At 68.8% G+C, this 26,677-nt stretch carries 21 protein-coding genes and 1 pseudogene; 7 read left to right on the forward strand and 15 right to left on the reverse strand.

Annotated features, from left to right (window positions below; all coding sequences use genetic code 11):
- Nucleotides 1-80: 80 nt before the first annotated feature.
- The gene (locus CFB45_RS22905) at nt 81-2,072 is read right to left on the reverse strand and encodes a hybrid sensor histidine kinase/response regulator (protein WP_089427511.1); all 1,992 of its coding nucleotides are present in this window, start codon (nt 2,070-2,072) and stop codon (nt 81-83) included.
- 385 nt (nt 2,073-2,457) lie between these two features.
- Here CFB45_RS22905 and CFB45_RS22910 point away from each other — a divergent pair.
- Nucleotides 2,458-3,504: pseudogene (locus tag CFB45_RS22910) on the forward strand (sigma-54 interaction domain-containing protein).
- Between the two features lie 30 nt (nt 3,505-3,534).
- On the opposite strand, the gene CFB45_RS22915 reads toward CFB45_RS22910, so the two are convergent.
- Nucleotides 3,535-5,334 carry a methyl-accepting chemotaxis protein gene (locus CFB45_RS22915; protein ID WP_089427513.1) on the reverse strand — a complete coding sequence of 600 codons (1,800 nt, stop codon included), beginning with the start codon at nt 5,332-5,334 and terminating at the stop codon, nt 3,535-3,537.
- A gap of 351 nt (nt 5,335-5,685) precedes the next feature.
- Nucleotides 5,686-5,937: a DUF3562 domain-containing protein gene (locus CFB45_RS22920; protein WP_089427514.1), complete on the reverse strand. Its 252-nt coding sequence runs from the start codon at nt 5,935-5,937 to the stop codon at nt 5,686-5,688.
- A gap of 525 nt (nt 5,938-6,462) precedes the next feature.
- Between CFB45_RS22920 and CFB45_RS22925 the strand changes: the two genes are divergently transcribed.
- Entirely contained in the window at nt 6,463-6,897 is a 435-nt protein-coding gene (locus CFB45_RS22925; protein ID WP_089427515.1) for a hypothetical protein, read from the forward strand.
- A 555-nt stretch (nt 6,898-7,452) separates the two neighbouring features.
- On the opposite strand, the gene CFB45_RS22930 is transcribed toward CFB45_RS22925, so the two are convergent.
- From CFB45_RS22930 to CFB45_RS22955, 5 genes are all read right to left on the reverse strand, one after another.
- A complete protein-coding gene (locus CFB45_RS22930; RefSeq protein ID WP_089427516.1) occupies nt 7,453-8,388 on the reverse strand; it encodes a universal stress protein in 936 nt (311 codons plus the stop codon).
- A gap of 218 nt (nt 8,389-8,606) precedes the next feature.
- Nucleotides 8,607-9,989 carry an amino acid permease gene (locus CFB45_RS22935; protein ID WP_089427517.1) on the reverse strand — a complete coding sequence of 461 codons (1,383 nt, stop codon included), beginning with the start codon at nt 9,987-9,989 and terminating at the stop codon, nt 8,607-8,609.
- A 443-nt stretch (nt 9,990-10,432) separates the two neighbouring features.
- The gene (locus CFB45_RS22945) at nt 10,433-11,458 is read right to left on the reverse strand and encodes a DedA family protein/thiosulfate sulfurtransferase GlpE (RefSeq protein ID WP_041493311.1); all 1,026 of its coding nucleotides are present in this window, start codon (nt 11,456-11,458) and stop codon (nt 10,433-10,435) included.
- Between the two features lie 175 nt (nt 11,459-11,633).
- Nucleotides 11,634-12,140 carry a cupin domain-containing protein gene (locus CFB45_RS22950; RefSeq protein ID WP_089427518.1) on the reverse strand — a complete coding sequence of 169 codons (507 nt, stop codon included), beginning with the start codon at nt 12,138-12,140 and terminating at the stop codon, nt 11,634-11,636.
- Nucleotides 12,141-12,505: 365 nt separating this feature from the next.
- On the reverse strand, nt 12,506-12,976 hold the full coding sequence (locus CFB45_RS22955; RefSeq protein ID WP_089427519.1) for a universal stress protein: 471 nt from the start codon (nt 12,974-12,976) through the stop codon (nt 12,506-12,508).
- A 323-nt stretch (nt 12,977-13,299) separates the two neighbouring features.
- Here CFB45_RS22955 and CFB45_RS22960 point away from each other — a divergent pair, with 323 nt between their 5' ends.
- Together CFB45_RS22960 and CFB45_RS22965 are read left to right on the forward strand one after the other, a co-directional pair.
- On the forward strand, nt 13,300-15,408 hold the full coding sequence (locus CFB45_RS22960) for a PAS domain-containing sensor histidine kinase (protein ID WP_089427520.1): 2,109 nt from the start codon (nt 13,300-13,302) through the stop codon (nt 15,406-15,408).
- Nucleotides 15,405-16,052, forward strand: a complete 648-nt coding sequence (locus CFB45_RS22965) for a response regulator (protein WP_006483707.1) — start codon at nt 15,405-15,407, stop codon at nt 16,050-16,052. The genes CFB45_RS22960 and CFB45_RS22965 overlap by 4 nt, the downstream gene beginning before the upstream one ends.
- Before the next feature lie 81 nt (nt 16,053-16,133).
- Here the strand turns inward: CFB45_RS22965 and CFB45_RS22970 are convergent, their stop codons facing one another.
- Nucleotides 16,134-16,538, reverse strand: a complete 405-nt coding sequence (locus CFB45_RS22970) for a lysozyme inhibitor LprI family protein (protein ID WP_089427521.1) — start codon at nt 16,536-16,538, stop codon at nt 16,134-16,136.
- A 348-nt stretch (nt 16,539-16,886) separates the two neighbouring features.
- Here CFB45_RS22970 and CFB45_RS22975 point away from each other — a divergent pair, with 348 nt between their 5' ends.
- From CFB45_RS22975 to CFB45_RS22985, 3 genes are read left to right on the forward strand one after another with little or no spacing between them, the layout of a single operon-like run.
- The gene (locus CFB45_RS22975) at nt 16,887-17,489 is read left to right on the forward strand and encodes a DUF1326 domain-containing protein (RefSeq protein ID WP_089427522.1); all 603 of its coding nucleotides are present in this window, start codon (nt 16,887-16,889) and stop codon (nt 17,487-17,489) included.
- 23 nt (nt 17,490-17,512) lie between these two features.
- Nucleotides 17,513-18,301, forward strand: a complete 789-nt coding sequence (locus tag CFB45_RS22980) for a DUF2182 domain-containing protein (RefSeq protein WP_089427523.1) — start codon at nt 17,513-17,515, stop codon at nt 18,299-18,301.
- Between the two features lie 8 nt (nt 18,302-18,309).
- The gene (locus tag CFB45_RS22985; protein ID WP_089427524.1) at nt 18,310-19,203 is read left to right on the forward strand and encodes a DMT family transporter; all 894 of its coding nucleotides are present in this window, start codon (nt 18,310-18,312) and stop codon (nt 19,201-19,203) included.
- Nucleotides 19,204-19,324: 121 nt separating this feature from the next.
- Here the strand turns inward: CFB45_RS22985 and CFB45_RS22990 are convergent, their stop codons facing one another.
- The 6 genes from CFB45_RS22990 to CFB45_RS23015 form a co-directional block, all read right to left on the reverse strand.
- A complete protein-coding gene (locus CFB45_RS22990) occupies nt 19,325-19,654 on the reverse strand; it encodes a DUF4148 domain-containing protein (protein WP_089427525.1) in 330 nt (109 codons plus the stop codon).
- Nucleotides 19,655-19,877: 223 nt separating this feature from the next.
- Nucleotides 19,878-20,759 (reverse strand): PilZ domain-containing protein, encoded by an 882-nt coding sequence (locus CFB45_RS22995; protein ID WP_089427526.1) that lies wholly within the window; start codon nt 20,757-20,759, stop codon nt 19,878-19,880.
- Between the two features lie 79 nt (nt 20,760-20,838).
- On the reverse strand, nt 20,839-23,439 hold the full coding sequence (locus tag CFB45_RS23000) for a penicillin-binding protein 1A (RefSeq protein ID WP_089427527.1): 2,601 nt from the start codon (nt 23,437-23,439) through the stop codon (nt 20,839-20,841).
- 175 nt (nt 23,440-23,614) lie between these two features.
- A complete protein-coding gene (gene lhpH / locus CFB45_RS23005) occupies nt 23,615-24,622 on the reverse strand; it encodes a trans-3-hydroxy-L-proline dehydratase (protein WP_089427528.1) in 1,008 nt (335 codons plus the stop codon).
- 65 nt (nt 24,623-24,687) lie between these two features.
- On the reverse strand, nt 24,688-25,809 hold the full coding sequence (locus tag CFB45_RS23010; RefSeq protein WP_089427529.1) for a branched-chain amino acid ABC transporter substrate-binding protein: 1,122 nt from the start codon (nt 25,807-25,809) through the stop codon (nt 24,688-24,690).
- A 121-nt stretch (nt 25,810-25,930) separates the two neighbouring features.
- Nucleotides 25,931-26,668, reverse strand: a complete 738-nt coding sequence (locus tag CFB45_RS23015) for a FadR/GntR family transcriptional regulator (RefSeq protein WP_089427530.1) — start codon at nt 26,666-26,668, stop codon at nt 25,931-25,933.
- Nucleotides 26,669-26,677 lie beyond the last annotated feature (9 nt).

Genomic DNA, 26,677 nt, shown 5'->3' on the forward strand with positions numbered 1-26,677 from the left:
CGGCCCGGCCGCGCGGGTTGCCGTTGCGTCCGTCGCGCCGCCTCCCTTCGTCATGACCCGGCGAGCCGCCACGCCGGCTGCTACTGGCCGCGCCCTTTCCGATCGTGCGCGGCGTCCGGCGCGACATCGGCGATCACGCTCGCCAGCGTCGGCATGTCCACCGGCTTGCGCAGGTACGCGTCGAACCCGGCCGCCATCACGCGGTGCCGGTCGGCGTTGCCGGCGTGGGCCGTGACCGCGACGACGGGCAGATGCCCGCTGCTGCCCGGCAAATGACGGATACGGTCGAGCAGCCAGAAGCCGTCACCGTCCGGCATCGCGAGATCCGACAGCACGACGTTCGGCGCCTGCCGTTCCACCGCGTCGAGCGCGTCGTGCCCCGACTGCGCGGTCGACACCTGCGCGCCCATCGTTTCGAGGGCCGCGGCAAGGCTCGCGCGCGATGTCGCGTCGTCGTCGACGACGAGCACGCGCTGGCCGTCGAGCGTCACCGGGTCCGGCGTGTCCGCCGCGTGCAGCAGGTTGTCGGCCGGATCGTCGATGTCCCAGCCAGCCGGCAGCGTGACCGTGACGGTCGTCCCGCGCCCGGGGCCGGCGCTCGTCGCCACGACATCGCCGCCGTGCAGTTGCGCGATGTGGCGCACGATCGACAGGCCGAGCCCGAGGCCGCGCTCCGGCGACGCGAATGCGCGTTCGGGCCGGCTGAACGTCTCGAACAGGTGCGGCAGGTATTCCGGCGCAATGCCCTGCCCCGTATCGGCGACCGACAGCCGCACGCGCTCGCCTGCCCGGGCCAGCGACACGGCGATGCGCCCGCCCGGCGGCGTGAACTTGATCGCATTCGACAGCAGGTTCGACAGGAGCTGGCGCACGCGCTCGCGGTCCGCCGGAATCACGCAGGTCGGCATCGCGTAGTGGGTCGACAGCTCGAGCCCGCTCGCCTGGGCCGTCGCGTCGAGTTCACGCGTGGCATCGCGCACGATCCGCACGAGATCGACCGGCACGCGCTCGAGGCGCAACCGGCCGGTCGCGAGCGACGATGCATCGAGCAGGTCGGCCACCATGTGCGACAGCGACCGCGCGCTGCGATCGATCGCGTCGACGGCCTGTTGCGCGAGCCCCTGGCCGTCGACGTTGCGCAGCACCTCGACCCAGCCGTAGATCACGTTCAGCGGCGTGCGCAGTTCGTGTGACACCGTGGCCAGCAGTTCGTCCTTCAGCCGGTTCGACGTGTCCGCCTGGGCGCGTGCGTCGCGCGCGCCGCGCAGCGAGCGCAGGTTGCGCCGCTCGCCGCGGCGCCGTTCGTGCGCATCGCGCAGCGTCATCGACAGGCCCGTGCAGTTGCCCTGCGCATCGACCATCGGCGAGGCGGCGAAGGTCGCCCGAAAACGGCCGCCGTCGCGTCGCACGCACAGCACGTCGAGCGGACCGACCGGCGCGTGCAGGTTCGCGAACGACGCGGGCAACGGATGGCGCCGCAACCAGCGCGGCGCGATCATCGCGGCGACGTCGCGCCCGGCGGCCTGCGCCGCGTCGATGCCGAAGATCCGCCGCGCGGCCGGATTCCAGCTCGTGATCCGGCGTGCGGCATCGACCCCGACGATCGCGTCGGGCGAAGCGTCGACCACACGGCGCAGCAGGCGGTCGTCGGGTACCGGCACGCGTGCGGCCGGCGCCGGCTCGCGATGCGTCCCGCGGGCATCGGCGTCGCCGTCGTCATCGGGTTCGCGCAGACGATCGTTCGCGAGCAGCGGCTTCACGGCCATCACGAGCACGCACTCGACGAAGCTGATCGCGACGAATGCGCCGGCTTGCGTGAGCAGCTCGGCCAGCGGCGCATCACGCCACCACAGCGTGCCGATCACGGCCACGCTCAACGCGGCCGCGACCAGCCCGCCGCCGAACGACGTCAGCCATGCGGCAGCCGCAACGCCTGCATAAAAGGGCAGCGGCGCAAATGGCGCGTGCTCGCCGACGACGCGAACCGCCCACGCCTGCAGCGCGGACGCCAGCCCGACGGCCAGCACGATCCATGCACCCTGCCGTAACAGCTCACGTGTCAGGGTCCTCATTGCATCCTTGCCTCGCGCCGGCTCCGGTCGCACGGCGTCATGCCGGGGGGCGACCATCCGGCCTGCCGTCGAGCGTGCCGGGCGAGCCTGACGGGATTCGCAAGCTGCATGCCCGGCGCGGATCGCGGAAGGCTGCCTGCCTGACTCCCTGGCTGTCGGGCGTGCCGTATCGGGTTGAGCGCCAGCCGGTGTCGCGCGTCGCATCAACGCACGATGGTCACGACCAGTTTTTTCATCAAAATTCTGTAAAAAAGCACCGATACGACCCTGGATGGCACAGAAATGCCGCGATGCGCGTCAGGAATCGATGGCCTGTCTCTTCCGTCCCCGCCGCGCACATTGGAAATTTCTATTTTGCGGCACCTTCGTGGTCGTTTCGCTGTCGATGAAAATATTGCAATCAACGGAGCGCGTGGTGCCGATTTTCAAAACGGCCCCACCATGCCGATCCATGCCAATGGGAGAAACCGCAAACCGGTCGAAGCAACGTGCGGACGGCCGCCGGTTGTCCGGCGAGTCCACCGCGATGCGCACGCTGCTCGGCCGCATCGAGAAGATCGCCCCGACCCGCGCCAGCGTGATGATTGCCGGCGAAAGCGGGGTCGGCAAGGATATCGTCGCGCGCCGGCTGCACGACCTCAGTGCCCGGTGCGACGGCCCGTTCGTCCCCGTGAACTGCGGCGCGATTCCGCCCGATATCGCGGAATCGCAATTGTTCGGGCACGAGAAAGGCAGCTTCACGGGTGCAATCGCGCAGCGCGAAGGTTTCTTCGAAGCCGCGCGCGGCGGCACGCTGCTGCTCGACGAGATCGCGGAAATGCCCGCGCCATTGCAGGTGAAGTTGTTGCGGGCGATCGAATCGAACGTGATCGTCCGGGTGGGCGGCACCGAGCCGATTCCGCTCGACGTGCGCATCGTGTCGGCCACGCGCCACAACCCGGCCGAAGCCGTGCGCGACGGCCGGCTGCGCGAGGACCTGTTCTACCGTCTCGCCGCGTTTGCGCTGTACGTGCCGCCGCTGCGCCAGCGCGACAGCGACATCGAGACGATCGCACTGGAATTCGTCGACGCGCTCAACGCGCGGCACCATGCGCACAAGCGGCTGACCGACGCGGCGATCGCCGCGCTGCGCGCGTATTCGTGGCCCGGCAACGTCCGCGAGCTGCACAACACGATCGAGCGCGCGTACATCCTGGCGGACGAAGGCATCGACGTCACGCTGCCGAAGCCGGCGATGCCGCCCGAGCGCCTGTCGGAGAACACGATGGCGCTGCCGCTCGGCGCGACCTTGCACCATGCGCAGCAGCGCTTCATCGCGGCAACTTTGCGCCACTTCGACGGCAACAAGCCGCGCGCCGCGAAAGCGCTCGGGATCAGCCTGAAAACGCTCTACAACCGGCTCGCGCTGATGCGCGACAACGGCCACTCCTGAGCGGCGCGGCCGTCTTTCCCACGCGCCGCGTCAAGCGACCTTGAACCGCCCGACCGTGGTCGCCAGCGCGTTCGCCTGCGACTGCAGCGCGGTCGCGGCGGCGGTCGACTGTTCGACGAGCGCCGCGTTCTGCTGCACCATTTCGTCGAGTTGCGTGACCGCGCGATTCACTTCCTGGATGCCGCGCGTCTGCTCGTTCGCCGCGTGCGTGATCTCGGAGATGATCGTCGTCACGTTCGACACGTTGGACACGATCTCGCGCATCGTGTCGCCCGCCTGACGCACCTGCCCGGACCCGGCCGACACGCTCGCGACCGTCGATTCGACCAGCACCTTCACTTCGCGCGCGGCCTGCGCGCTGCGTTGCGCGAGGCTGCGCACTTCCTGCGCGACGACCGCGAAGCCACGGCCCTGCTCGCCCGCGCGCGCCGCTTCGACGGCCGCGTTCAGCGCGAGGATGTTGGTCTGGAACGCGATCCCGTCGATCACGCCGATGATGTCGCCGATGCGGCCCGAGGCTTCCTCGATCTTCTCCATCGTCGCGACGACGTCCGACACGACCACGCCGCCGTGCGACGCGATCCGCGACGCGGCCGCCGCACGTTCGTCGGCCTGGCCGGCGGCGGCGGCCGATTGACCCACCGTCGCGGTGATCTCTTCCATCGACGCAGCCGTTTCCTCGAGGCTCGCCGCCGCCGATTCGGTGCGCGACGACAGGTCCTGGTTGCCCGCCGCGATCTCGTTCGCGGCCGTGCGCACCGATTCGCTCGCGTCGCGGATCTGGCGCATCACGTCGTTCAGCTTGTCGACGAAGCTGTTGAACGAGCGGGCGATGTCGGCCACTTCGTCACGTCCGTCGGCCGGCAGGCGCTGCGTCAGGTCGCCGGCGCCCGAGCCAATCGCGGCCATGGCCTGGCGCACTTGCGACAGGCGACGGAATGCGGTCGCGGTGATCGCGCCGATGATCAGCGACGCCACGCCGACGATCACGAGCAGCGTGATCAGCGACGCGGTCAGCAGCGAGCGCATCCCGGCCGTCGCTTCGTTCTTGTCGAGCAGCACCAGCGCGTACCAGTCCGTGCCCGGCACGGGGCGCGCGCGCACCAGCTTCGCGTCGCCGCCGACCGTCACCTCGACGGGCGCGGCCGCGGCCGCGATCGTCGCGCCGTTCGTCGCGCCGAGTTCGGGCGACACGTCGGCGACCGGCTTCAGCGTGAGCTTCGGGTCCGGGTGGGCAACCACGTGGCCGTTGCTGTCGATCAACATCCCGAAGCTCGCGGGCGTCGGGTGGATCGTCTTCACGTTCGCGATCACGGTGTCCATCGAGACGTCCGCCGCGACGACGCCCTTCACCGCGCCGTCGCGCAGGATCGGCACCGCGAACGTGACGACGAGGTTGCCCGTGCCGGCGTCGACGTACGGCGGCGTGACGACCGGCTTGCCGGCCTGCGCGGCCTGCTTGTACCACGGGCGGCCGGTCGGATCGTAGTCGGGCGGAATGCCGGTCGGGTCGGAGAAGTGGAACGCCTTGTCGGCGTAGCCCGCGTAGACGTTCGTGAAACCGCCGGCCGTGGCCATCTGCTTGAACACCGGCAGCGGGTCGGTCGTCAGCGCGGCATCCTGCAGCGACGCGATCATCCGGCTCCGGGTGGCGACCCAGTCGGCGATCCCGACGACGTGGCCGCTGGCGACGGAGGTCAGGTTGCGGTCGATCGCGTCGTCGTTGTACGAGCGCGCGATGAAATAGTTGATGAGCGTGGTGGCGACCAGCGCGAATACGACGATGGCGACGCACGCGGCAAGGATGCGGGCGCGGATGGACGAGAGCATGGCAACGACTCGGTAAGGGAGCGCGAACGCCCGGTGGACGAATTCACCGGGTAAACGGCAATCGCGCCACTTACTTGAGGCCGCTGTGACAATTCAGTGAAACGTATGACAAAACGCAAGACCGGTTGTCAGCGAATCGTCAGGATGACCGTGCTGCGCGGCGCCGTGCGCCCACCGCCCGCGGACGCGACGACGGCATCGTCGATCCCGGGCACGGCGATCAAGAAGCGCGTTGGAACGGGCCCGGTTTGCTGCCGACCGACTCATGAATGTCGATCAGGATCCGGCCCGGGCCCTGCCCCCGGCCACGGATCATGTCACGTCCGCGGCATCAGCCGCGGCGCTCGCCCGTCACAGGCGATGGCTCGGACGCGGATCGGCGTCCGCGGGCGCATCGGCACGCGTGTCGTCGTGGAGATCGTCCTGCCGGCGCATCCGTTCGCGCAGGTGCCGGATCGCGAATACGTGGATGTAGTCGTGCACCCGCGCGTCGGACGACAGCGCGCGCACTTCGTCGTCGAGCATCGCACGCAACTGATCCGAACCGATTGCGCGCTGTTTGGCGGCTTCCTTGAGTGAATCGAGCAAACTGTCCTTGGACATCGACGGACTCCTGACGGTCGAGGAACGAAAAGAAGAAGGTACCGGAAGCTTAAAGACTGAACGGCGGCGCGGCGTGCGATGCACCGGCGCATGTTTGTGCGCGATCAACGGCACGTTGCGTGCCGCCGTGCCGATCCGTCCCCGAACCGGCCGCGCAAGATTCGCGGCGCAAACTGCCCGCGAACGAGACTGGAAGCCCTGCCACGCCACCCCGGGGCGCGGCACCGACTGACACAGGCCGACGATGGAACGCCGCCCGACGCCGATGCACTGGCCAAGTTAGACCGGCCGAAATCATGCGTCAAGCGATCCCCTCCGCGCGCGCCCCATTCGTCCGAACGAACGCGCCGGCGTGTCAGCGGATTCCTATAGGCGCCGCGCATTACCTGACAGCGACTTCAGCGCGCGCTGCTTGGCAGCGCACGGGCGCGACACGATACTGGTGACATGGACGAAACGTTCATACGGGTCATCGCTCAGCCGGCCGTCGAGCCGGCATGCGGGGCCTGGCGCAGGAGACCAACCATGGCACATCGCAACTTACCGGGCCGGGACGGCCAGCGGCGCGCGTCGGGCAAAGCGCGCGCCCTGCCCGCCCAGGCCGTGTCGGCGGGCAACCTTCCGTCCGACAATATCGACACCTTGCTTGCGCTGGCACGCGAGGCCGGATTGCTCGTCACGCTCGACGGGCAGATCGGCCGCGAAAAGTACCAGAGCGTCGCGGGCTCGGTGCTCGCGTTGCAACGGTTCGCCGCGGCACTCTGCGCGCGGGCCGCACCCGACGCGCCGGCCGATGCCGAGCCACGTCGCAAGGCGCGCCCCGGCTGGCCGCACGCGAACCGCCTGCGCAACCGCACGTGCAGCGCGTGCGCGCCGCTGCATGTCGGGCATCAGCGTCCGCGGGTGCGCCGCGCTCCCGGCCGACGGCACGACCTGCGGTCGATGCTTCGCTTCACCTGAGCATGCTGGCGTGCCGTTGCACGGCACGGGGGCCGTGCAACGGCTGAACATCTCACGACGTCGGCAGCGCCTGCCGCACGCCGCGCCTGTACTACAGCGAGCGGCGCACCTGGCGCGATCCTCACCGATCCGCATCGGCGCCACCGCGCGCCATCACGCGTCATGACGTGCCGCTCGACACGGCCGCAATGACGACGATTCCTGCGGGGAAGGCAATTCAGACGGGGCCAACTACAACACGAACGCGGAAAGCGGACGGGGTGACTTCCACCCCGTCCGTCCTCCAAGGCAACCGTGGCTGCCTACCCTCGTGCCAGAGAGTTCTCTGTCGGATGACGCGCCGTGCATCGCACGTCGCGGCTCCGGAAATTGATGTCACGGCTGTGAATGCACCGTCGATCGCGGCCATCAACACGCGTGTTGCAGCGTGGCTGCGCGGTACATGCACGACAGACCGGCCGTGTTGCCGGTTGTTCCGACAATGTCTCACGCGCGAGGCGCGCCGTTTCTGATGCAGGTCAAGCCAAGCCTGCTTCGATCGCGACACCGCGCGCTTTATTCGGTACCGCGCACGAGCAGCACCGGCACCTGGGCGAGATGCGCAATGCGGCGCGCCACGCTGCCGATCAGCCAGGCGGCGATGCCGCGCCTGCCATGCGTGCCGACCACCAGCAGTTCGGCACGCCAGTGCACGGCGTCGCGCATCAGCGCATGGGCCACGTCGTCGCTGGTCGGGCGGGTTTCGACGACACCGCGCTTGCTCGGGTTCCCGGTCGCATGGAACAGCGGACCGATCTTCGCGAGCGCATCCTCGCCCTCCGCGCGATAGGCATCCTCGAGCGCGCGCACCGGCACGATATCCGTCAGACGAACCGCGCGATCGATCACGTAGGCCGCGTACAGCAACGTCGTCGGCGTCGCGAAGCCGAGTCCGACGCGCACCGCGTGCAGCGACGGCTCGCTGCCGTCGACCGCGAACATCAGCCGCTGCAGGCCGCCGTCCGACGGCCGCACGTAGGCGGCCGGCACGATCAGCAGCGCGCAGCGCACGCGTGTCGTCAACGTGTCCGACATCGCGCCTTCGACGAGCCGCAGCAGCCCGTGATGCGGATTCGCGCCGACCATCAGCACGTCCGCGCGCCATGCCGACGTATCGCCCACCAACGCATCGGCCACCGAGCCGCCCGTCACCGACGTATCGATGATGGCCTGCTCGACCTCGACACCGCTGCCGGCGAACATTGCCGCGATCCGTTCGTTGATGGCGTGCGCCTCGCGCATCATGTCCTCGCGCGCGGACGTCAGCAGTGCGTCGATGCGCGGGATGTCGGGCAACACGAGGCGCGGGTTGTCGATGGCGCAGACGATCCGCAATCGCATGCCGGGGCGCAGCAGCGTGCGCGCATAGCGCGCGGCGGACAGCGATTCGGGCGTCGGATCGACGGCCAGCGCGATCCGCGCAAGCGTCGGGCTGGGCTGGGCAGGCTGCATGGCGAAGGCCTCCGTGCGTGCGCGTCGTCGCGGAACGACGACGGGAGCTTCGCGCGGAAGCGGCGCACGGCGGCCGGGCCACCGCCGCGGTCGCGGCGGTCACGGGGATCGGCGGGTTGCCACGCGAAACGCGGACAATCGATTCGTTCAGCATAGGTCGTCCGGCCCGCGCGTGCATGATCGCGATCAAGGGTCGCGCGGGCCCCTGCCCCTGCTGCTTACGACTTGGTCGGCACCGATGCCGCCGGACGGTTCGCGTAGAACAGCGCATACGTGACGCCGAGCAGCACGATCCATACGGGCCCGATCACGAGCGCGACGCGCGTGTCGGGCGTGAACGCCATCAGCACGACGACCAGCACGAGAAAGCCGAGCGCGACGAACGAACCGAGCGGATAGAACGGCACGCGGATCGGCAGGCGCGCGATCTTGTCGGCCGACAGCGTGCGGCGAAAGCGCATCTGCGCGATCAGGATCACGCACCACGTCCAGATCGCGCCGAACGTCGACACCGACGTGAGCCACGTGAACACGTGCTGCGGCGCGAGATAGTTGAGCAGCACGCCGATCAGCAGCAGCGCGACCGACACGATCACGCCGTACACCGGCACGCCGTTGCGATTGACCTGGCCGAGCTTGCTCGGCGCCTGGCCCTGCTGTGCGAGGTTGTAGAGCATCCGAGCGGTGCTGAACAGGCCGCTGTTGCACGACGACAGCGCCGCGGTCAGCACGACGAAGTTGATGATGCCGGCCGCCGCCGGGATGCCGAGCCGCGAGAACGTCATCACGAACGGGCTGCCCTGGGTGCCGATCTGGTCCCACGGATACAGCGACATGATCACGAACAGCGCACCGATGTAGAAAATCAGCACGCGCCAGAACACCGAGTTCACGGCCTTCGTCAGCGACTTCTCCGGGTTGCGCGCCTCGCCGGCAGTGAGGCCGAGCATCTCGACGCCGAGATACGCGAACATCACGATCGGCAACGCGGCGACCACGCCGTTGAGGCCGTTCGGCATGAAACCGCCGTGCGCCCACAGGTTCGACAGGCCGATCGCGACACCGCCGTTGCCGATGCCGAACGCGATCATCAACCCGCCGCCGATGATCATCAGCACGATCGTGACGATCTTGATCAGCGCGAACCAGAACTCGAATTCCCCGTACAGCTTGACCGCGATGAAGTTCACCGAGCCCATCGCCATGAGCGCCGCGAGCGCCCAGATCCAGTTCGGCACGGCGGGGAACCACATGTGCATGTAGACGCCGACCGCCGTGATTTCCGCCATGCAGGTGACGATCCACACGAACCAGTAGGTCCAGCCGGTCAGATAGCCGGCGAGCGGCCCGAGGTAGTCGCGTGCGTAGCGGCTGAACGCGCCGGCGACGGGATTGGCGATCGCCATCTCGCCGAGCGCGCGCATGATCAGGAAAATCGCGATGCCGCCCAGCAGGTAGGTCAGCAGGATGGCCGGGCCGGCGACGCGGATCGCGCTGGCCGAGCCGAGGAACAGGCCGACGCCGATCGTCGCGCCGAGCGCCATCAGGTTGATGTGCCGCTCTTCCAATCCTCTATGCAACTGGTCTTCTGGTTGTTTCAAGTCCGTCTCCTGGCAGCCGTGAACGAGCCGCCGTCATTGTCGATGTCAATGCGCGACCGTTCATGCCGATCCCGGCATGCCGAAAACGAAATAATCTCCGCTGGCGTTTTCTAAATTAGAAACGACACGGATATTGCGTCAATCCGATGGGAATCGCCGCGGATTATCCGTATGTTCCGGAACAATCCGGAAAACGGATCGGGCCTTTCACGGAATACGCCCGCGCGGCCCGTTCGACGCGGCTGTGCGCGTGACGGACGGCGACGGGATCAATCGCTTTCGGCGCGAACGAACACGCGTCGAAGGTGCGCGATCAGGCGCACGCAATATGCAGGCGGGATTATAGGGAGGATCAGCAGTTTCACGCCAGTCGATTTTCGGGAAAATCGCGGGGCGTGAAACTGGCAGTGGAATTCGAATGCGGGCGACTCCCGCGCTCGGATTTATTTCGACAGCGTCGCGCGCACCGTATATTCGCCTTCGATCGCACCGTGATCCGGCCGCACGAAATACCGCGACGCATCGAGATCGGCCGGCATCGGCTCGACCGGGTAGCCGTGCTTCTCCCACGCATCGAGGCCGCCCTTCAGCGCGCGGATGTTGTGGATCATCTTTTTGCGCTGCATCTTCGCGATCAGGCGCTTCGCGGTGGCCTCGTTCGGGCATACGCAATACACGACGATCGGCCGCTTCAGCATTTCAGGATCGAGCAGGTCCGGCGAATCGAGGTCGACCGGCACCGCGCCGGCGATCCGGTACGGTTCGCGCTCGCGGATCGCTTTCGGCCGCGCGTCGAAGATCAGCGGCGGCTCGTCCGACGTCATCATTTCGACGAGCTGCGGCGGCGAGATGCGCACCTGCGCGAGATAGCGGCGGAACTGCACGCGACGCACCCAGCGGTACAGCAGGAACGTGATGAAGATCGCGAGGAATGCATCGAGGATCGTGCCGCCACTCGCGCGCACCCACAGCACGAACTGGACGATCTGGTCGTGAATGGCCGCGCCGCCGACCAGCCAGAACGCGGCCCACAGCGATGCGCCGGCCAGGTCCCAGAACAGGAACACGCCGACGCCGATCGCGGTCGTGCCGAGCAGCGGTGCCGACACCAGGCCGAGGCCCGGCAGGAATTTGGACAGCACCAGCAGCGGCGCGCCGTATCTTTCGAATACGTTACGTGCGAAACGCAGCGTCGTGTCGAGCGACAGCGAGAAGCGCACGAGGCCGTTCAGCAGGCGCCGGCCGCGGGTGCGGCCCATGAAGAACCACAGCGAATCGGCCAGCATCGTCGCGCCGATCGCCGCCGCGAACATGCTGACCCAGGACGCCTGCCCCATTGCCGCCATCGTGCCGCCGAGAATCAGCATCGGCACGGCCGGCACCGGCACGCCGAGCTGCGTGATCAACACGCTCGCGAACACGGCCCACGGGCCGAGCGACGATGGAATAGCGATGGGAAAGTGCCACACGGCGGCGCTCCTGGAAGGCATGCAGCCGTGCGACGAGGGCCGTCGGCACCGCTGGGCAACGGCCGCCGCGGCACGCCCGCGGCCGACCCGATGCATCACGGCATTCTAAACGGGTTTGGCCGCGACCGCGCGGAACACGCACCATCGGCACGGGCTTCGCGCCCTTCCGTGACAGTCACATGTCCGTGCGCTGGGCAAGCTGCCCGACGTGTTCCGCGTAGTCGGGAAACGCGGCAGCCAGCGCGGCCGCGTCGGCCAGTTCGAATTCCGCGAACTCGAAGCCCGGCGCCACCGTGCAGCCGACGAGCGCGACATGCTCCGGCAACGCGCAGCGCGCGCCGAACCAGCTCCCTGCCCGCACGACCGCCTGGAACACGGTGCCCGGATGCGTGAGCGGGTTGCCGAGGCGGTGGATCGTCAGCCCGTCGCGCGCGTCGAGCACCCATACTTCGATCGGGTCGCCGGCGTAGAAATGCCAGACTTCGTCGGAGCGGATCCGGTGCCACGACGAATACGCGCCGTCGCACAACAGGTAGTAGATCGCAGTCGACGCGGCGCGTGGCGCGCCGTCGGCCGGACGCACGACCGAATCGGCCGCACGGTAGGTTTCGCGGAAATAGCCGCCTTCGGGATGCGGCTGCAGGTCGAACTGGCGAATCAGGTCGGTAGCGGAGATCGGCATGGCGGATGACGTCGGTGAAGTAAGGAACCGGGCACCCGGCGTACGGCCTCGCCTCGCTCATCGCGAACGCGGTCGCATAGCGCCGGATGCTGCTGCGTCGATCGCCGCGGCCATGCGCACGGCGAACAAGCGGACACCGGTCGATGCTGCCAGAACTGCATGTCGGGATGCAACCGCCGGCACGCGATTGCGCGCGTGGGGTACATCGGGTGTGCCGCCCTCGCGCGCCCGATGAGCCGCGACAGCCGCGCTCACACGCCGTGCGGCGGGCGTTTCCGTTTCATCACGCCGTCATCCGACGAATGCGCGAGACGGCCGCCACCCGCGACCGCCCGTGCGTCAACGTCGGTGCATCGCCGCGTGCGTCACGCAGCCGCCGAGGTGCCGGGCTCGCTATGCCGCACCAGCAGCACGGGCCGGTCGGCCGCGCGCAGCAGCGATTCGGCGACGCTGCCGAGCAGCAGCCGGCGCAGGCCATGCCGCCCGCTCGTGCCCATCACGATCAGGTCGGCATCGGCTTCGGCCGCCGTGCGCATCAGCACGGTGGCGACATCCTCGCCGTACGCGTCGAGCGCGCGCACGGTGCCCGATACATGCTGCTGCGCGAGCACTGCCTTCGCATCGTCGAGCACCGGCGTCACGGCATCGGTCGCGGCCGCATCGCCGTCGCGCGCGGCAGCGAAGCCCGCATCGACGTCGACGAGCTGCGGCCGGTGCTCGACGACATACGCGCAGGTCACTTCGCCGCCGGACGCCGCCGCGATCCGGATCGCCTCGTTCAGCGCGAGACGCGCGCTCGGGCTGCCGTCGAGCCCGACGAAAATCCGCTTGTACATGGTCCGTCCCTCCGACCGGGCACGCATCGCGCGTCGCGCGACGGCGGCCCGTTATCGCCACCCGGCCCGGTGCCGGGTGGTCTGCCGAACAGTCTGCCCCACGTGCCGACGCGCCCGTTGATGCGCGTCAAGCGCGGCCGGCGCGCCCGCTGCTTCACGCCGGTTGCCGCAATTTCTAGTGCCCCCATTACATAAAACGTGTAAATCGCGCACAATTTCATCTTGAAAATAGACGTTGCGTGCAGCCGGCGCGAGTTTTGCCCGGTTTTGCTGTGCCGCTCCCGGTGCCAGGGCGCGGCCCCTGACAACAGAATGCCAATCGAATGACCGCAAGTGGAACCCCGACGCGTGACGCCCGAGGGCCCACGCGCCTCCAGATCATGTTACGCCAGCCGCTCGCGGCTGGTGTCGTTGCACTGTGCGCCGGCGCCGTGCTGTCGCTCGGCGTCGCGCTGCTCGTGCGCGAGCAGTGGCAAGGCGCTGTCCATACGCGTTTCGAACGCCGCACGACGCATGTGACGGCCATGCTCCGCCACGAGCTGCAATCCGGCGCGGCCGTGCTCGAAGGCGCGCGCGGCGCGTTCAGCCTCGTCCCGGGCATGACGCCCGAACAATGGCGCCGGTATGCGGAGATGATCGACCTCGACAGCGGCCGCTCGCCGGTGCGCCAGATCGGCTATGCGCCGCTGCCGCCCGCGACGCGCACCGCCCTCGCCGGCGCGAAGCCGATGCCGGCCGGCACGCTCGCGACCGCCGCGCTCAGCGCACCGGCGTCGAATTCACCGGTCGTGCGCTTCGGCGCGTCCGATGCGGCGCCGCTCACGCGCGCGCTGCAGACCGGCGACGTCGCGCTCGGCGTCCACCCGGCCGACGACGACACGTCGCGCGATGCCCGCACCTTCACGCTGTTCCTGCCGGTTGCCGCGTCGCCGCGTGCGGCCGCCGCACTGCCCGGCCTGCGCGAAACCGGCGCCGACGGCGTGCTGTTCGCGGCGTTGAGCCCGCGGCGCCTGGTCGAGCGGGCGCTCGACGCGGAACGCGGGATCGACGTGTGGATCACCGCCGGCGGCGATCGGCGCGCGATCGTCAGCGTCGAAACGACGACCGACGAGGCGTCGGCATCGCCCGACCTGATGCGGCGCACCGACGAGCTGAATTTCGGCGGCACCGTACTGACGCTCGCGTATTCCGCGGACGGCCGCCCGAGCGCCACCGGCGCGCAACGCGCGGCCGGCACCGTGCTTGCCGCGGGGCTGATCGCGTCGATCGCATTCGCGGTGCTGATCCATGCGCTGCTTCGCGGCCGCATCGCGGTCGATTCGGGCGCGAGCAGCCGCGGCATCCTCAACGAGGCGCGGATGATGGGCATCATCCGTTCGTCGATGGAAGCGATCATCACGATCGACGAAAAGCAGACGGTCGTGATCTTCAATCCGATGGCCGAGCAGGTGTTCGGCGTATCCGCGATGGAGGCAATCGGTGCGCCGCTGTCGCGCTTCATCCCCGAGCGGTTCCGCGCCGCGCACGCCAAGCACGTCGACCAGTTCGGCGTGACGGGCGTGTCCGAGCGGCAGATGGGCCGCCAGCGGGTGCTGTTCGGGCTGCGCGCCAACGGCGAGGAATTCCCGATCGAGGCGTCGATCTCGCAGATCCGCGACGCGTCCGGCAAGCTCTATACGGTGATGCTGCGCGACATCACCGAGCGGCAGCGCGCCGAGAACGCGCTGAAGCAGTCGCGCGAGGAATTGCGCGAACTGTCCGCGAACCTGCAGAACGTGCGCGAGGAGGAAAAGACCCGCATCGCGCGCGAACTGCACGACGACCTCGGCCAGCAGCTCACCGCGCTGAAGATGGATCTGTCGGTGGTCGAACAGCAGCTGCGCGTGCCGGGTCGCACACACCCCGACGAAGACGTGCAGACGCACCTGCAGGGCATGCGGCGGCTGATCGACGCGACGGTCGCGTCGGTGCGGCGCATCGCGGCCGACCTGCGGCCCGTGATGCTCGACGATCTCGGCCTCGTGCCGGCGATCGAATGGCTTGCGAACGATTTCACGAACCGCTACGGAATCGATGTCGAACGGCACATCGAAACCGGCGGGCTCACGTTCACCAGCGCGGGCGCGACCACGTTGTTCCGGATCGTCCAGGAAGCGCTGACGAACGTCGCGCGCCACGCGGATGCGACGCGCGTCGCGCTGCGGCTCGACGTCGAGGAAGGCTTCTGCGTGTTGCGTGTCGCGGACAACGGCCGCGGCTCGGCGCCCGGCGGCCCGGCCCATGAAGACAAATCGTTCGGCCTGATCGGCATTCGCGAACGCGCCCACATGCTGGGCGGCAGCGTGACGATCGACACCGCGCTCGCGCGCGGTTTCTCGATCACCGTCGCGCTCCCGCTCAGTACCGTCCAACAGGAAACGCTCATCTCATGATCAAGGTGCTCATCGCCGACGACCATACGCTCGTACGCGACGGTCTGCGGCACATCCTCCAGAACGCCACCGGATTCGAGGTGGCCGGCGAAGCCTGCGACGGCCCGTCGACGATCGCGCTGGTGCGCGCCACGCCCGCGCAGGTGCTCGTGCTCGACCTGTCGATGCCGGGCCGCAACGGCGTCGAACTGATCAAGCAGATCAAGGACGAGAAGCCCGCGCTGCGCGTCCTCGTGCTGACCATGCACGCGGAGCAGCAATACGCTGTGCGCGCGTTCCGCGCCGGCGCGTCCGGGTATCTGACGAAGGAAAGCGCGAGCGCCGAGCTGGTCGGCGCGGTCACGAAGGTGGCGTCAGGCGGCGTCTACGTGAGCCTCGCGATGGCCGAGCAGTTCGCGCAGAGCCTGAACGAGCCGGCCGAGACGCTGCCGCACCAGCGGCTGTCCGACCGCGAATTCGACGTGTTCCGGCGGATCGCCGCCGGCCAGACGCTGACCGAGATCGCCAACGCGCTGTGCGTGAGCGCGAAGACGGTCAGCACGTACAAGACGCGGATCCTGGAAAAGATGCAGATGCCGCACGAAGCGGCGCTGGTGCGGTACGCGATGCGGCACAAGCTGCTCGACGAAACGGACGACGTGTAACGGACGACGTGTAACGGACGACGTCCGGCAGCGGCGGGATGGCAGGTGCCGCCGGCCGGGCGGCGCGCCCTGCTTACCCGCTCACTTCGCCGGCACGGGGCACGCGAGATCGCCTTCCTCGCAGGACAGATAGCCCTTCAGCGTTTCGGTGCGCAATTTCGTCAGATCGTCGAGGCAGGTCGACACGACCATCGGATACACGCTGCCGCCCTCGGCGTTCGCGCTGGAGAAGTTGCATTCGGCATCGCGGTACGCGATCCACGCACGCTGCGCATTCACGAGTTTGTCGGCAAGCGGCCGCGCGTCGCGCAGGCGTGCGGTGACGGCCTGGTACGTCCGGTTCAGCTCCCCGTCGGTTTTCTTGTACGCGCGATCGGCGCACGCCGTCATCGCCGCCTGATCCGTCGCGTCGGCACAATTCGCCTGCGCGTGGGCGAGGTTCGCCGCCAGCGCGAGCAAGCACAGCAGACCGGTCAAGACACGCATGGATGCTCCTTGTTGTTCGTTGAAGTCGTGGAAGCCGGTGCCGGGCTTGACGCGCTGACGCGCATCGGCCGCCGTCTCTCGTGGCGACACCGATCGCGATGCTAGCGTACGCGCGCCGGCTTGTCAGCCGGTGTCGCGGCCTGCGACGGCTTGCATATCGCCCCTGCGCACCTACACTTGAAAATCGATACGCCGCTTCAGGCCCGCGCTATCGCATCCATCCCGTCTCCGCTTCCGCGCATTCCTCAGCGCATTTCGCGTTCGCATCGCCGAGCGGGGTGACGATTCGTCTGCCAGCCTCCTCCCCCCAGCCCAACGTGCCTTCGCCGTCGCCCCCTGGAGGGAATCATGAGTTATCACCTTGAAGGCCGTCTGCTCGAGGTCTGCAACTGTCGCGTACTCTGCCCGTGCTGGATCGGCGAGGACCCCGATTTCGGCGTCTGCGACACGATCGTCGCGTGGCATGTCGACAAGGGCACCGTCGACGGCGTCGACGTGGGCGGCAACACGATCGCCGCCGTGTGCCGCGTGCCCGGCAACATCCTCGAAGGCAACTGGACGGCTGCGATCTACGTCAGCGACACGGCGTCCGAAGCGCAGGAGCAGGCGCTCCTCAAGGTCTACACGGGCCAGGCCGGCGGCCCGATCGCCGAACTCGCGAAACTGATCGGCACGGTCGTGTCGATCGAACGCGCGCCCATCACGTTCAATGTCGAGGGGGCTCGCGGCACGCTGTCGATCGGCACCGATTACCACGCGGAACTCGAGCCGTACCTCGGCCCGAGCGGCGCGCAGACGACGCTGACCGACACCGTGTTCTCGACGGTGCCCGGCGCGCCGGTGTTCGTCGGCAAGGCGCCCGTCTACCGGTCGAAGAATGCGGCGATCGGCATCGACGTCGACCTGAAGAATCACAACGCGCTGCAGAGCACGTTCCGGTTCGACGCGTGACGCGTGATCGCACGCCAACGGTCATGGCCGCGTCGCTGCACCGGCGCCTGTTTCCGCTCGTGCTCGCGAGTCTCGTCGCGTTCGCCTGGCTCACCCTGTGGGCGTGGACGCGCAGTCCTTACGGGCGGTACCTCGACCACGGCGACGGCGTGTTGGCCGAACCGTTCAGCACGCTTTGCCGCGCGCTGCCCGGTGGCGCGCTGTGGCTGCCGGCCGCGTTCACCGCGGCCGGCTGGACGCTGATGATCCTCGCGATGATGCTGCCGACGACGCTGTCGCTGTTCGACGCGTTCGCCCGCGTCGTCGCGAGCCGACCCGACCAGACGCGCCTGCTGGCGCTCGTCGGCATCGGCTACGTCGCCACGTGGAGCGGCTTCGGCCTCGTCGCGCATGGGCTGCACGGGCTGCTGCTGGCCGGTGTCGCGCGGGTGCCGGCGCTCGCGTGGCGCGGCTGGCTGATCGGCGCGGCCGTCTTCGCGCTCGCCGGCGCGTTCCAGTTCAGCGGACTGAAGACGCACTGCCTCGACCGGTGCCGCACGCCGTTCAGTTTCGTGATCAGCCGCTGGCGCGGCCGCACGCCGATGCGTCACGCATTTGCATTGGGCGTCAGCCACGGGCTCTTCTGCGTCGGCTGCTGCTGGGCGCTGATGCTGCTGATGTTCGTCGTCGGCGCCGGCAGTCTCGGCTGGATGCTGGCGCTCGCCGCGTTGATGGCCGTCGAGAAGAACGCGTCGTGGGGGCAGGCGCTCACCGCGCCGCTCGGCGCCGCGTTGTTCGGCGCGGCCGTGCTGATCGTCGCCGGCCACGCGTGAGGCCCACGATGCGACCGCCCGCCTCCGCCGTCGTGCCGCATGTCCGGCCGGGCGTGCGCGTCGTCGCGCTGACGTCGATCGCGATGCTCGCGTTCGCGTCGAATTCGCTGCTGTGCCGGCTCGCGCTGCAGGCCGGGCGGATCGACGCGGCCAGCTTCGGTAGCCTGCGCCTCGTATCGGGCGCGCTGATGCTCGCGATCGTCGCGCGTGCGGGGGCACGACGGCCTGCCCCGCCCGCCGACTGGCCGGCCGCGGCGATGCTGTTCGCGTACGTCACGTGCTTCTCGTTTGCGTATCTGACCGTCAGCGCGGCCACCGGCGCGCTGATCCTGTTCGGCGCGGTGCAACTGACGATGTTCGCGGCGGGATGGCATGCTGGCGAGCGGTTTGCCGCGACCGGCTGGGCCGGGTTCGGCGCGGCGCTCGGCGGGCTGGTCTATCTCGTGTCGCCCGGGCTCGCCGCGCCGACGCCGCGCGGCGCCGCGCTGATGACGGCAGCCGGCATCGCATGGGGTGTCTATTCGATCCGCGGCCGTCGGCCCGTCGATCCGGTCGCGGCCACTGCCGGCAACTTCCTGCGCGCCGCGCCGCTGGCACTCGCGCTGAGCGTCGCGCTCGCCGCCCGCCTGCACGTCACGCCGGCCGGCCTCGCGCTCGCCGCGCTTTCCGGTGCGCTGACGTCGGGCCTCGGCTACGTGGTCTGGTATGCCGCGCTGCGGCACCTCACGGCGATGCGCGCCGCGGCGGTTCAGTTGTCCGTCCCGCCCATCGCCGCGGGCGGCGCCGTGCTGCTCCTGTCCGAACAGCCAACCTGGCGGCTCGCACTCGCATCGGCTGCGATCCTCGGCGGCGTCGCGACCGTGCTCGCGACGCGGGCGCGGCGGGCGGGCAGCACGCGGTGATGTCCGTCAGGCGCGGCACCCCACCCATTCAAGCGGCCAAAATGCAAAACCCGCACACGGATACCGTGCACGGGTTTCGGATGAAACGGCACACCGGGCGCCCCTGCGGGCGCTGCCTGGCTTAGTGGCCGAAGAACACCGACGAACGGTCGGTTGCGGCCGGCACGACCACGCGCTGGCCCGATTGCGACGCAGCGGCGGGGTTCGAACCGTAGCCCGTAGCATCAGCTTGCGCGCCGGGGTTCTGCGCGGCGGCGATCTTTGCCTGTGCGGCCTGGATGTTTTCCGGGTAGTTCATCCAGTCGTTCGGGTTGTAGCCGGCCTTTTCGAGCTGGACCAGCTCGGCGCGCACTTGCGCGCGCGTCAGCGGCTGCTGGTTCGATTGGGCGAAGGAGACGACCGGTGCGGCCACCAGGGCGGCCAGTGCAACTGCCTTGATCAGCGATTTCATGATGCGTTACCTCCAGAATTGTTTTGTCAGGCGCTTCGGACTCGGGGTCGTTGCGCATGAGTAGAAGTCTAGGAGGCCACGCTATCAGGGTAAATACTTAAATCGCGAATTCACTGTTGACGGAAACCATACAATCGCCACGGAATACGCGGAATCGTCAGATGATTATCGGCATTCACGCACTGAATACCGTGGCACGGCGCCCCGTGCGTCCAGCCCTGCATCAGCGCCGCCGGTCGGTATCCGACGACGCCATCAACCGGTCGAACAGCAGCGCCTTGAGGCGGATCAGGTCGTCGGCGCCGGTCTCGCCGAACGCCGCGTGATGCAGCGTCAGCGCGGGCGCGGCCGGGTCGGCATGGACGGCCCGCACCGTGCCGTCGAGCGCCAGCAGCTCGACCCGGTCGCCCGCCGCGTACGGAAGCTGCACGCGCAAGGGTTCGCCGATGGCGGCGATCGGCCGGTCGACGGCAATCGACAGGCCGCTCAAGCTGATGTCGTGCACCATCCCGATGCCTTCCGCCCCCTCCGACCCACCCGTGCAACAGGCGGCGATCCGCACCGGCACGCGCGGCTCCGCGCGCGTGCGCAGCCGGTCGACGAAGCCGGGCGGCGACAGCACCAGGAACCGCGCGGCGCCCGCCGCCTGCACCGACTCGACCGTCGCGCCGAAACGCGACACCGCGGCACGACCGATCGCCACGGCCTCGATATCGTCGCCATGCGCGAAGTCGAGCGCGGCCGACGGCTGCGGCTCGACGAACAGCGCACCCGACGCGGCGCTGCCGATCAACCGGCAGCGCTGCAGCCCGCGGGTCGTGCCGACCCGGCGGCGGATGCCGATCGAAGCGCCGGCCGACAACCCCATCCGCGGCGCGTGAGGCACCGCGTCAGGCACGCGCGGCTCGGCCGCGGCTTCGGCGTCGTCGCGCCGTCGTACCGGCCGGAAATGGTCGAACAGGAAGGCATGCTGCGCGGCATCGCGCAGCGTCGTGCCGGCCGGCAGCAGCGCGGCGCCGTCGGCATCGTAGAGATCGAAGCCGAGCGGGACGCCGGCGGCGAGATCGTCGCGCGCGAGCGGGACGTAGTCGGTAGATAGCCTCATCGGGGAGGCGCGGAGCGACCGCGCGAGCTGTCATGACAACATGATTACGGCAGCATCGCGCGAGTTCTGAACGGCTCCGTTACTGCGACTGCGACTGCGATGCGCCGGTCGCGTCGGGCGCGGCCGGTACCGGCGCCTGGGACGGTGCGGTCGAAGGGGCGGCCGTCGGTGCGGCGCCGAGGCCCGCGCTGCCTCCGCCCGCCGCGCTCGCCCCCGCCGGCGGCTGCGCGGGCGGCGGTTGCGAGGCGCCCGCCGACAGCGCGGCGGCCGACGCGGCCACTTCGGACGCCGGCACCCATTCCTCGACGATGCCCCCGGATGCCGCTTCGGGCGCCGAGGCAGCCGAGGCGGCCGACGCCTCGTCGGTATCCGCCTCGGGCGCCGGCTCCACCCGCTGCGTCCTGACCGGTGCGGGCGCCTTCTTCGCGTCGGGCGGGAACCACGTATCGAACAGGTCCGTCGCGCGTTCGCGCAGCGACGCGAACCAGCCCGGCGACGGCTCGGTGTCGAATTTCGCCTTCGTATCGACGATCCGGGCGCGCTGCGCACGCTGGAAGAAATCGCCGACGATCGGCAGCGCACTGTGCGCGCCCTGCCCCCAGTAGTCGCTGCGCAGCGTCACGCGGCCGTCGTCGAAACCGACCCACGCGCCGGCGACGAGGCCGGGTTGCATCAGGATGAACCAGCCGTCCGCGTTGTCCTGCGTCGTGCCGGTCTTGCCGGCCACGTCGCCACGGATCCCGAAGCGCGTGCGGATGCTGCCGCCCGTGCCGCGCGTCACGACGTCGCGCATCACGCTGAGCAGCGTCTTGTCGGTTTCGGCGTCGAGCGCGCGCTCGGGCGGCGCCGGCGCGTATTCGGCGAGCACGTCGCCCTGGCGGTTCTCGATGCGCGTCACCATCTGCGGCTCGACATACAGCCCGCCGTTCGCGATCGTCGCGTACGACGCGACCATCTCCTTCAGCGTGACCGGGCTCGTGCCGAGCGCCAGCGACGGCACGCGTTCGAGCGGGCTCTCGCGCACGCCCATGTCGCGTGCGAGTCGGGCCACGGACGCCGGCCCGACCTTCTCCATCACCTGCGCGGTGATCCGGTTGCGCGACAGCGCGACCGCGTCGCGCAGCGTCATCGGCTTGCCGGTCGGCGGCACGTCGTCGTTCGGCCGCCAGATCTCGCCACCCTTCAACGGAATCTCGACCGGCTGGTCGATGAAGGTATCGTCCGGCTTCATCCCGTTCGCGAACGCGACGCCATAGACGAACGGCTTGAACGTCGAGCCCGGCTGGCGCCGCGCCTGCGCGACGTGGTCGAACGGCTCGCGGGTGAAGTCGCGGCTGCCGACCCACGCACGGATCTGCCCGTCGCGCGGATCGATCGCGAGGAAGCCGGCCTGCACGTCGGTCTTCGCCTTGCACAGCGCGCGCAGGAAGCCGCGGTCGGCCGCGAGCAGCTTCATCGCGGCCGCGTCGTCCTTGCCGGCGTCCTGCGCGGCCTTGTACTCGGGCGACTCGCGCATGAAGGTGCGGAACACCTCGTTGTCGGTGCCGCAGCCGTCGCGGCCGCTCCACGCGTTGTTCGCAATGCCCTGCAGCTGGTTGCCCTGCAGCGTGAGCGCCTGCGTCGCCATCTGCTGCAGCCGCGCGTCGATCGTCGTGCGCACGATCAGCCCGTCCGAGTAGATGTTGTAGTCGTTGCGGTCGGCCCACGCGATCAGCCATTTGCGCAGCTGCTGCGCGAAGTGCGGCGCCGGCCCCGGCGGCTCCTTCTGGCGCTCGAAGTCGATCCGCAACGGCCGGCGCTGCAGCTGCGCGAACTGCGCGGGCGACAGCTTGCCGTACTTCACCATCTGGCCGAGCACCGTGTTGCGCCGCTGCAGCGCGCGCTCCGGGTTCAGCACCGGGTTGTAGTAACTGTTGCCCTTCAGCATCCCGACCAGCGTCGCGCTGTCGAGCACGTCGAGCTCGTTGGCCGACTTGTCGAAATAGGTGCGCGCGGCCATCTCGACGCCGTACGCGTTGTACAGGAACGGCACCGTGTTCAGGTAGGTCTCGAGGATCTGGTCCTTGCTGTAGATCGCCTCGATCTTCAGCGCGGTGATCGCCTCCTTCACCTTGCGCGTGAGCGTCGGCGCACGGCCGATCTCGTCCGGATACAGGTTGCGCGCGAGCTGCTGCGTGATCGTCGAGCCGCCCTGGCGGCTGCCCGAGAACGTGTGGAGCGCGGCCGACGCCGTGCGCTTCCAGTCGAGGCCGTGGTGCTCGTAGAAGCGGTGATCCTCGGTCGCGATCAGCGCATCGACCATGTGCGGCGAGATCTGCTTGAGCGGCACCCACTCGCGGTTCGACGGCTTGAATTCGGCCAGCAGCTTGCCGTCGGCGGACAGCACCTGCGCGGGCTGGTCGACGCGCGCCTTGCGGATGTCGCCGATGCCCGGCGTGAACGGGATGAGCACGACCACGTACACCACGAACAGCGCCGGCACGGCGGCGCCGGCGAGCAACACGCCGCGGCGCGTCGGGTGACGGACATGGTGCCACGCGGTGGCGGCGAGAGGCTTGACCCGCGCGACGGCGGCAGCCGCGACGGGTTGGGCGCGCGCGACCCATCTGGCACAGAAGGCACGCACTGACGACACGTTTCGGCGATTCACTCGGGTGGAGCTCGGCTGAAAAGGGTGCATCGTACCAAACTCGCGCGGGCCGCCGGACGGCGATGGCCTGGCGGCGACCTACCCGGAGCGCCTGCGCGGGCGGTTCCCACGCAAAAAAGGCGCGCGCCCCGCAACGGGAACGACGCGCCAAGCCTGGTACGACAAACGGGTGGCCGCGCCGGGCGCGGCCGATCGGCGCGGCGACTCAGCGCACGAGAAAACCGTAGGTCAGCGGATCGCGCTCGTCGACGATCCAGTTAGCGAACCCGCAGATATGCGCGCTGCCTTCCACTTCCGGAATCACGGCCGGGATGTCGCCGACCGTCGTTTCGCGCAGCACGCGCCCCTTGAAGACCGTGCCGACGATCGATTCGTTGACGAGTGTGTCGCCGGCCGCGAGCAGCCCGCGCTGGTAGAGCTGCGCGACCCGGCCACCGGTGCCGGAACCCGTCGGCGAACGGTCGACCTCGCGATCCGCGAACACGCAGCAGTTCGCCTGCGTCGAGCCCGGGTGGCGCGGCGCATTCGCGATGATCGTGCCGTAGATGTGGTTGATTTCCGGGATCTCCGGATGCACGACCGGGTACTTCGCGTTCGCGGCGGCCTTCACTTCCGCGCCGAAGCGGATCAGCCGCTCCACCGCCGCTTCGCGCACCGGCAGGTCGAACGGCGCACCGTCGACGTAGAAATAGAACGCGCCGCCGTACGCGATGTCGCCGGTCACGGTGCCGAACGACGGCGTCTCGACCGACACGTCGCGCTGCCAGATGAACGACGGCACGTTGACGAAGCGCACCGGCCCCGCGTGCTCGCCGTCCCATTTGACGAACGCCTCGATGAAGCCGCACGGCGCGTCGATGCCGACCCGCGTTTCCGGCACCGTGCGCTGCACCCAGCCGAGCTCGACCGCCGCGGTCGACAGCGCGATCACGCCGTGCCCGCAATGATCGCTGTAGCCTTCGTTGTGCACGAAGATCACGCCGAAATCCGCGTTCGGCGACACGGGCTCGGTCAGGTAGCCGCCGTACATGTCGGCGTGGCCGCGCGGTTCGAACATCAGCGCGCGACGGATCTCGTCGGCGTTTTCCTTGAGCCACGCGCGGCGCTGGACGATCGTGTCGCCGGGCGCGCGCGGCAGCCCGCTCGTGACGATGCGGAACGCTTCGCCGCCGGTATGGACTTCGACGGTGGAAAGGGATCGGGAAATTTTCATGGGGGAATCGAAAGCGTTGAAACGAAGAACGGCGGCCGCGCCGCCGTCCGATGGCTGGCGGGCCGTTACTTCGCGTACGGTTCCGGCAGGCCGTTGCGGATCACGTAAACGGTGGTCGGCGCGCCCTTCAGGTCGCCGTTCGCGTCGAACGAATAGGTGCCCGCGACGCCCGTGTAGTTCGACTTCGCGAGCTGCGCGATCAGCTTCGCCTTGTCGGTGGTCGTGCCGGCCTTGACCATCGCGTCGGCGAGCAGCTTCATCCCGTCGTAGTAGTTCACGCCGTAGACCTGCGTATCGGTGTGATACGTGTCGTGGTACTTCTTCAGGAATTCGCGCCCGGCCGCCGTCTTCTCGAGCGCGACGCCGCCCTGCGCGCAGTAGACGATCGACGCCGCCTCGCCCGCGACCTTGCCCATGTCGGCCGAGCAGATGCCGTCGCCACCGAGCAGCTTCGCGCGCAGGCCGCGCTGCTTCATCTGCTTGGCCATCGGCGCGCCCTGTGCCGCATAGCCGCCGAGGAAGATCACGTCGGGGTTGCTGGCCTTGATCTTGGTGAGAATGCCGAGGAAATCGGTGGCCGACGAACTTGTGAATTCCTGGTCGACGATCTTGATGCCGTTCGCCTTCGCGACGTTCATGAACTGCTCGGCCACGCCCTGCCCGTACGCGGTGCGATCGTCGATCACGGCGGCGGTCTTCGCATTCAGCGTCTTCGCGGCGAAGGTCGCCATCGTGCCGCCGAGCTGCTCGTCGCTCGCGCCGATCCGGAAGATGTTCTTGAAACCCTGCTTCGTCAGTGCCGGGTTCGACGCGACCGGCAGCATCGGCACGCCGGCGCTCGAGTACACGCGCGAGGCGGGAATCGCGACGCCCGAGTTGTACGGCCCGAGCACCGCGACGACGCCCTTGTCGACGAGGTTCTGCGCAACCTGCACGCCGGCCTTCGGATCGGCCTGGTCGTCGTCGGAGACCAGTTTGAAGGTGACCGTCTTGCCGGCAACCTTGATGCCGGCCTTGTTGAGTTCGTCGACGGCCAGGCGCGCGCCGTTTTCATTGTCCTTGCCGTTCGCGGCCTGCGGGCCAGTCAGCGGCGCCGAATGGCCGATCGTGACGACTTCCTGCGCCTGCGCGGAAGTCAGCGCGCCGGCGGCGATGGCCACCGAGAGCGCGGTAACGAGATGTCGCATGATGTCTCCTGATTGGTTTTGTGTGAAACCAATGTAGGATACGCGTGGTCACCGCGCAAGCAATTTCAAAATAAGAACTGCGATTCTGGTCATTTTTCAGACCAGAACGAACCCGGCGCGGTCACTTCGGTGCGATGTCGCGCCGCACGCGGCGGATGTGCTGCTCGACATAGAACGCCGCCGCATCCGCGTCGCCGGACACGATCGCCTCGTAGATCAGCCGGTGTTCGGACACGTAGAGCCGGATCCGGCCCGCATCGTAGATGCCGTCGTCCTTCAGCCGCTTCCACAGCGGCTGGTCCATCGTCTTCGCGACTTCGTCCGCGATCTTCACGATCAGCGCGTCGCCGGTCATCAGCGCGAGTTGCCGGTGGAACAGCCGGTCGCTCTCGTTCCACAGCGCGCGCTGATGCGGATCGTCGACGTCGGTAATGGTTTCCATCTGGGCCAGATAGCGTTCGGCGCCCGGGTCGGCTCGGCCGTGCGCAGCCGCGAGGCGCGCGATCGCGGGCTCGAGGATCAGCCGCACGTCGAGCGTCGACGTCGGGCTGAAATCGGGCTCGGACGCCCGGTGGCTGTCGCCGCGCTGCGCGAGCACGTCGAGCGGCAACGCGACGACGTAGGTGCCCGAATTGCGCTTCGTGAACACGAGCCCTTCGTTCTGCAGTGCGCCGAGCGCCTCGCGCACGGCCGGCCGGCCGACCTGGAACAGCCCCGCGAGTTCGCGCTCGGACGGCAGCCGCGACTCGGCGGCATAGCGCCCCGCGCGAATTTCGTCGCGGATCTTCTCGGCCACCTGCTCGTAGATCTGCAGCGGCCTGAAACCGCCTTCGAGTGTGTCGGGACGCGCGGACATCATCGTATGGCT

Source organism: Burkholderia sp. HI2500, from assembly GCF_002223055.1.
Classification (GTDB): domain Bacteria; phylum Pseudomonadota; class Gammaproteobacteria; order Burkholderiales; family Burkholderiaceae; genus Burkholderia.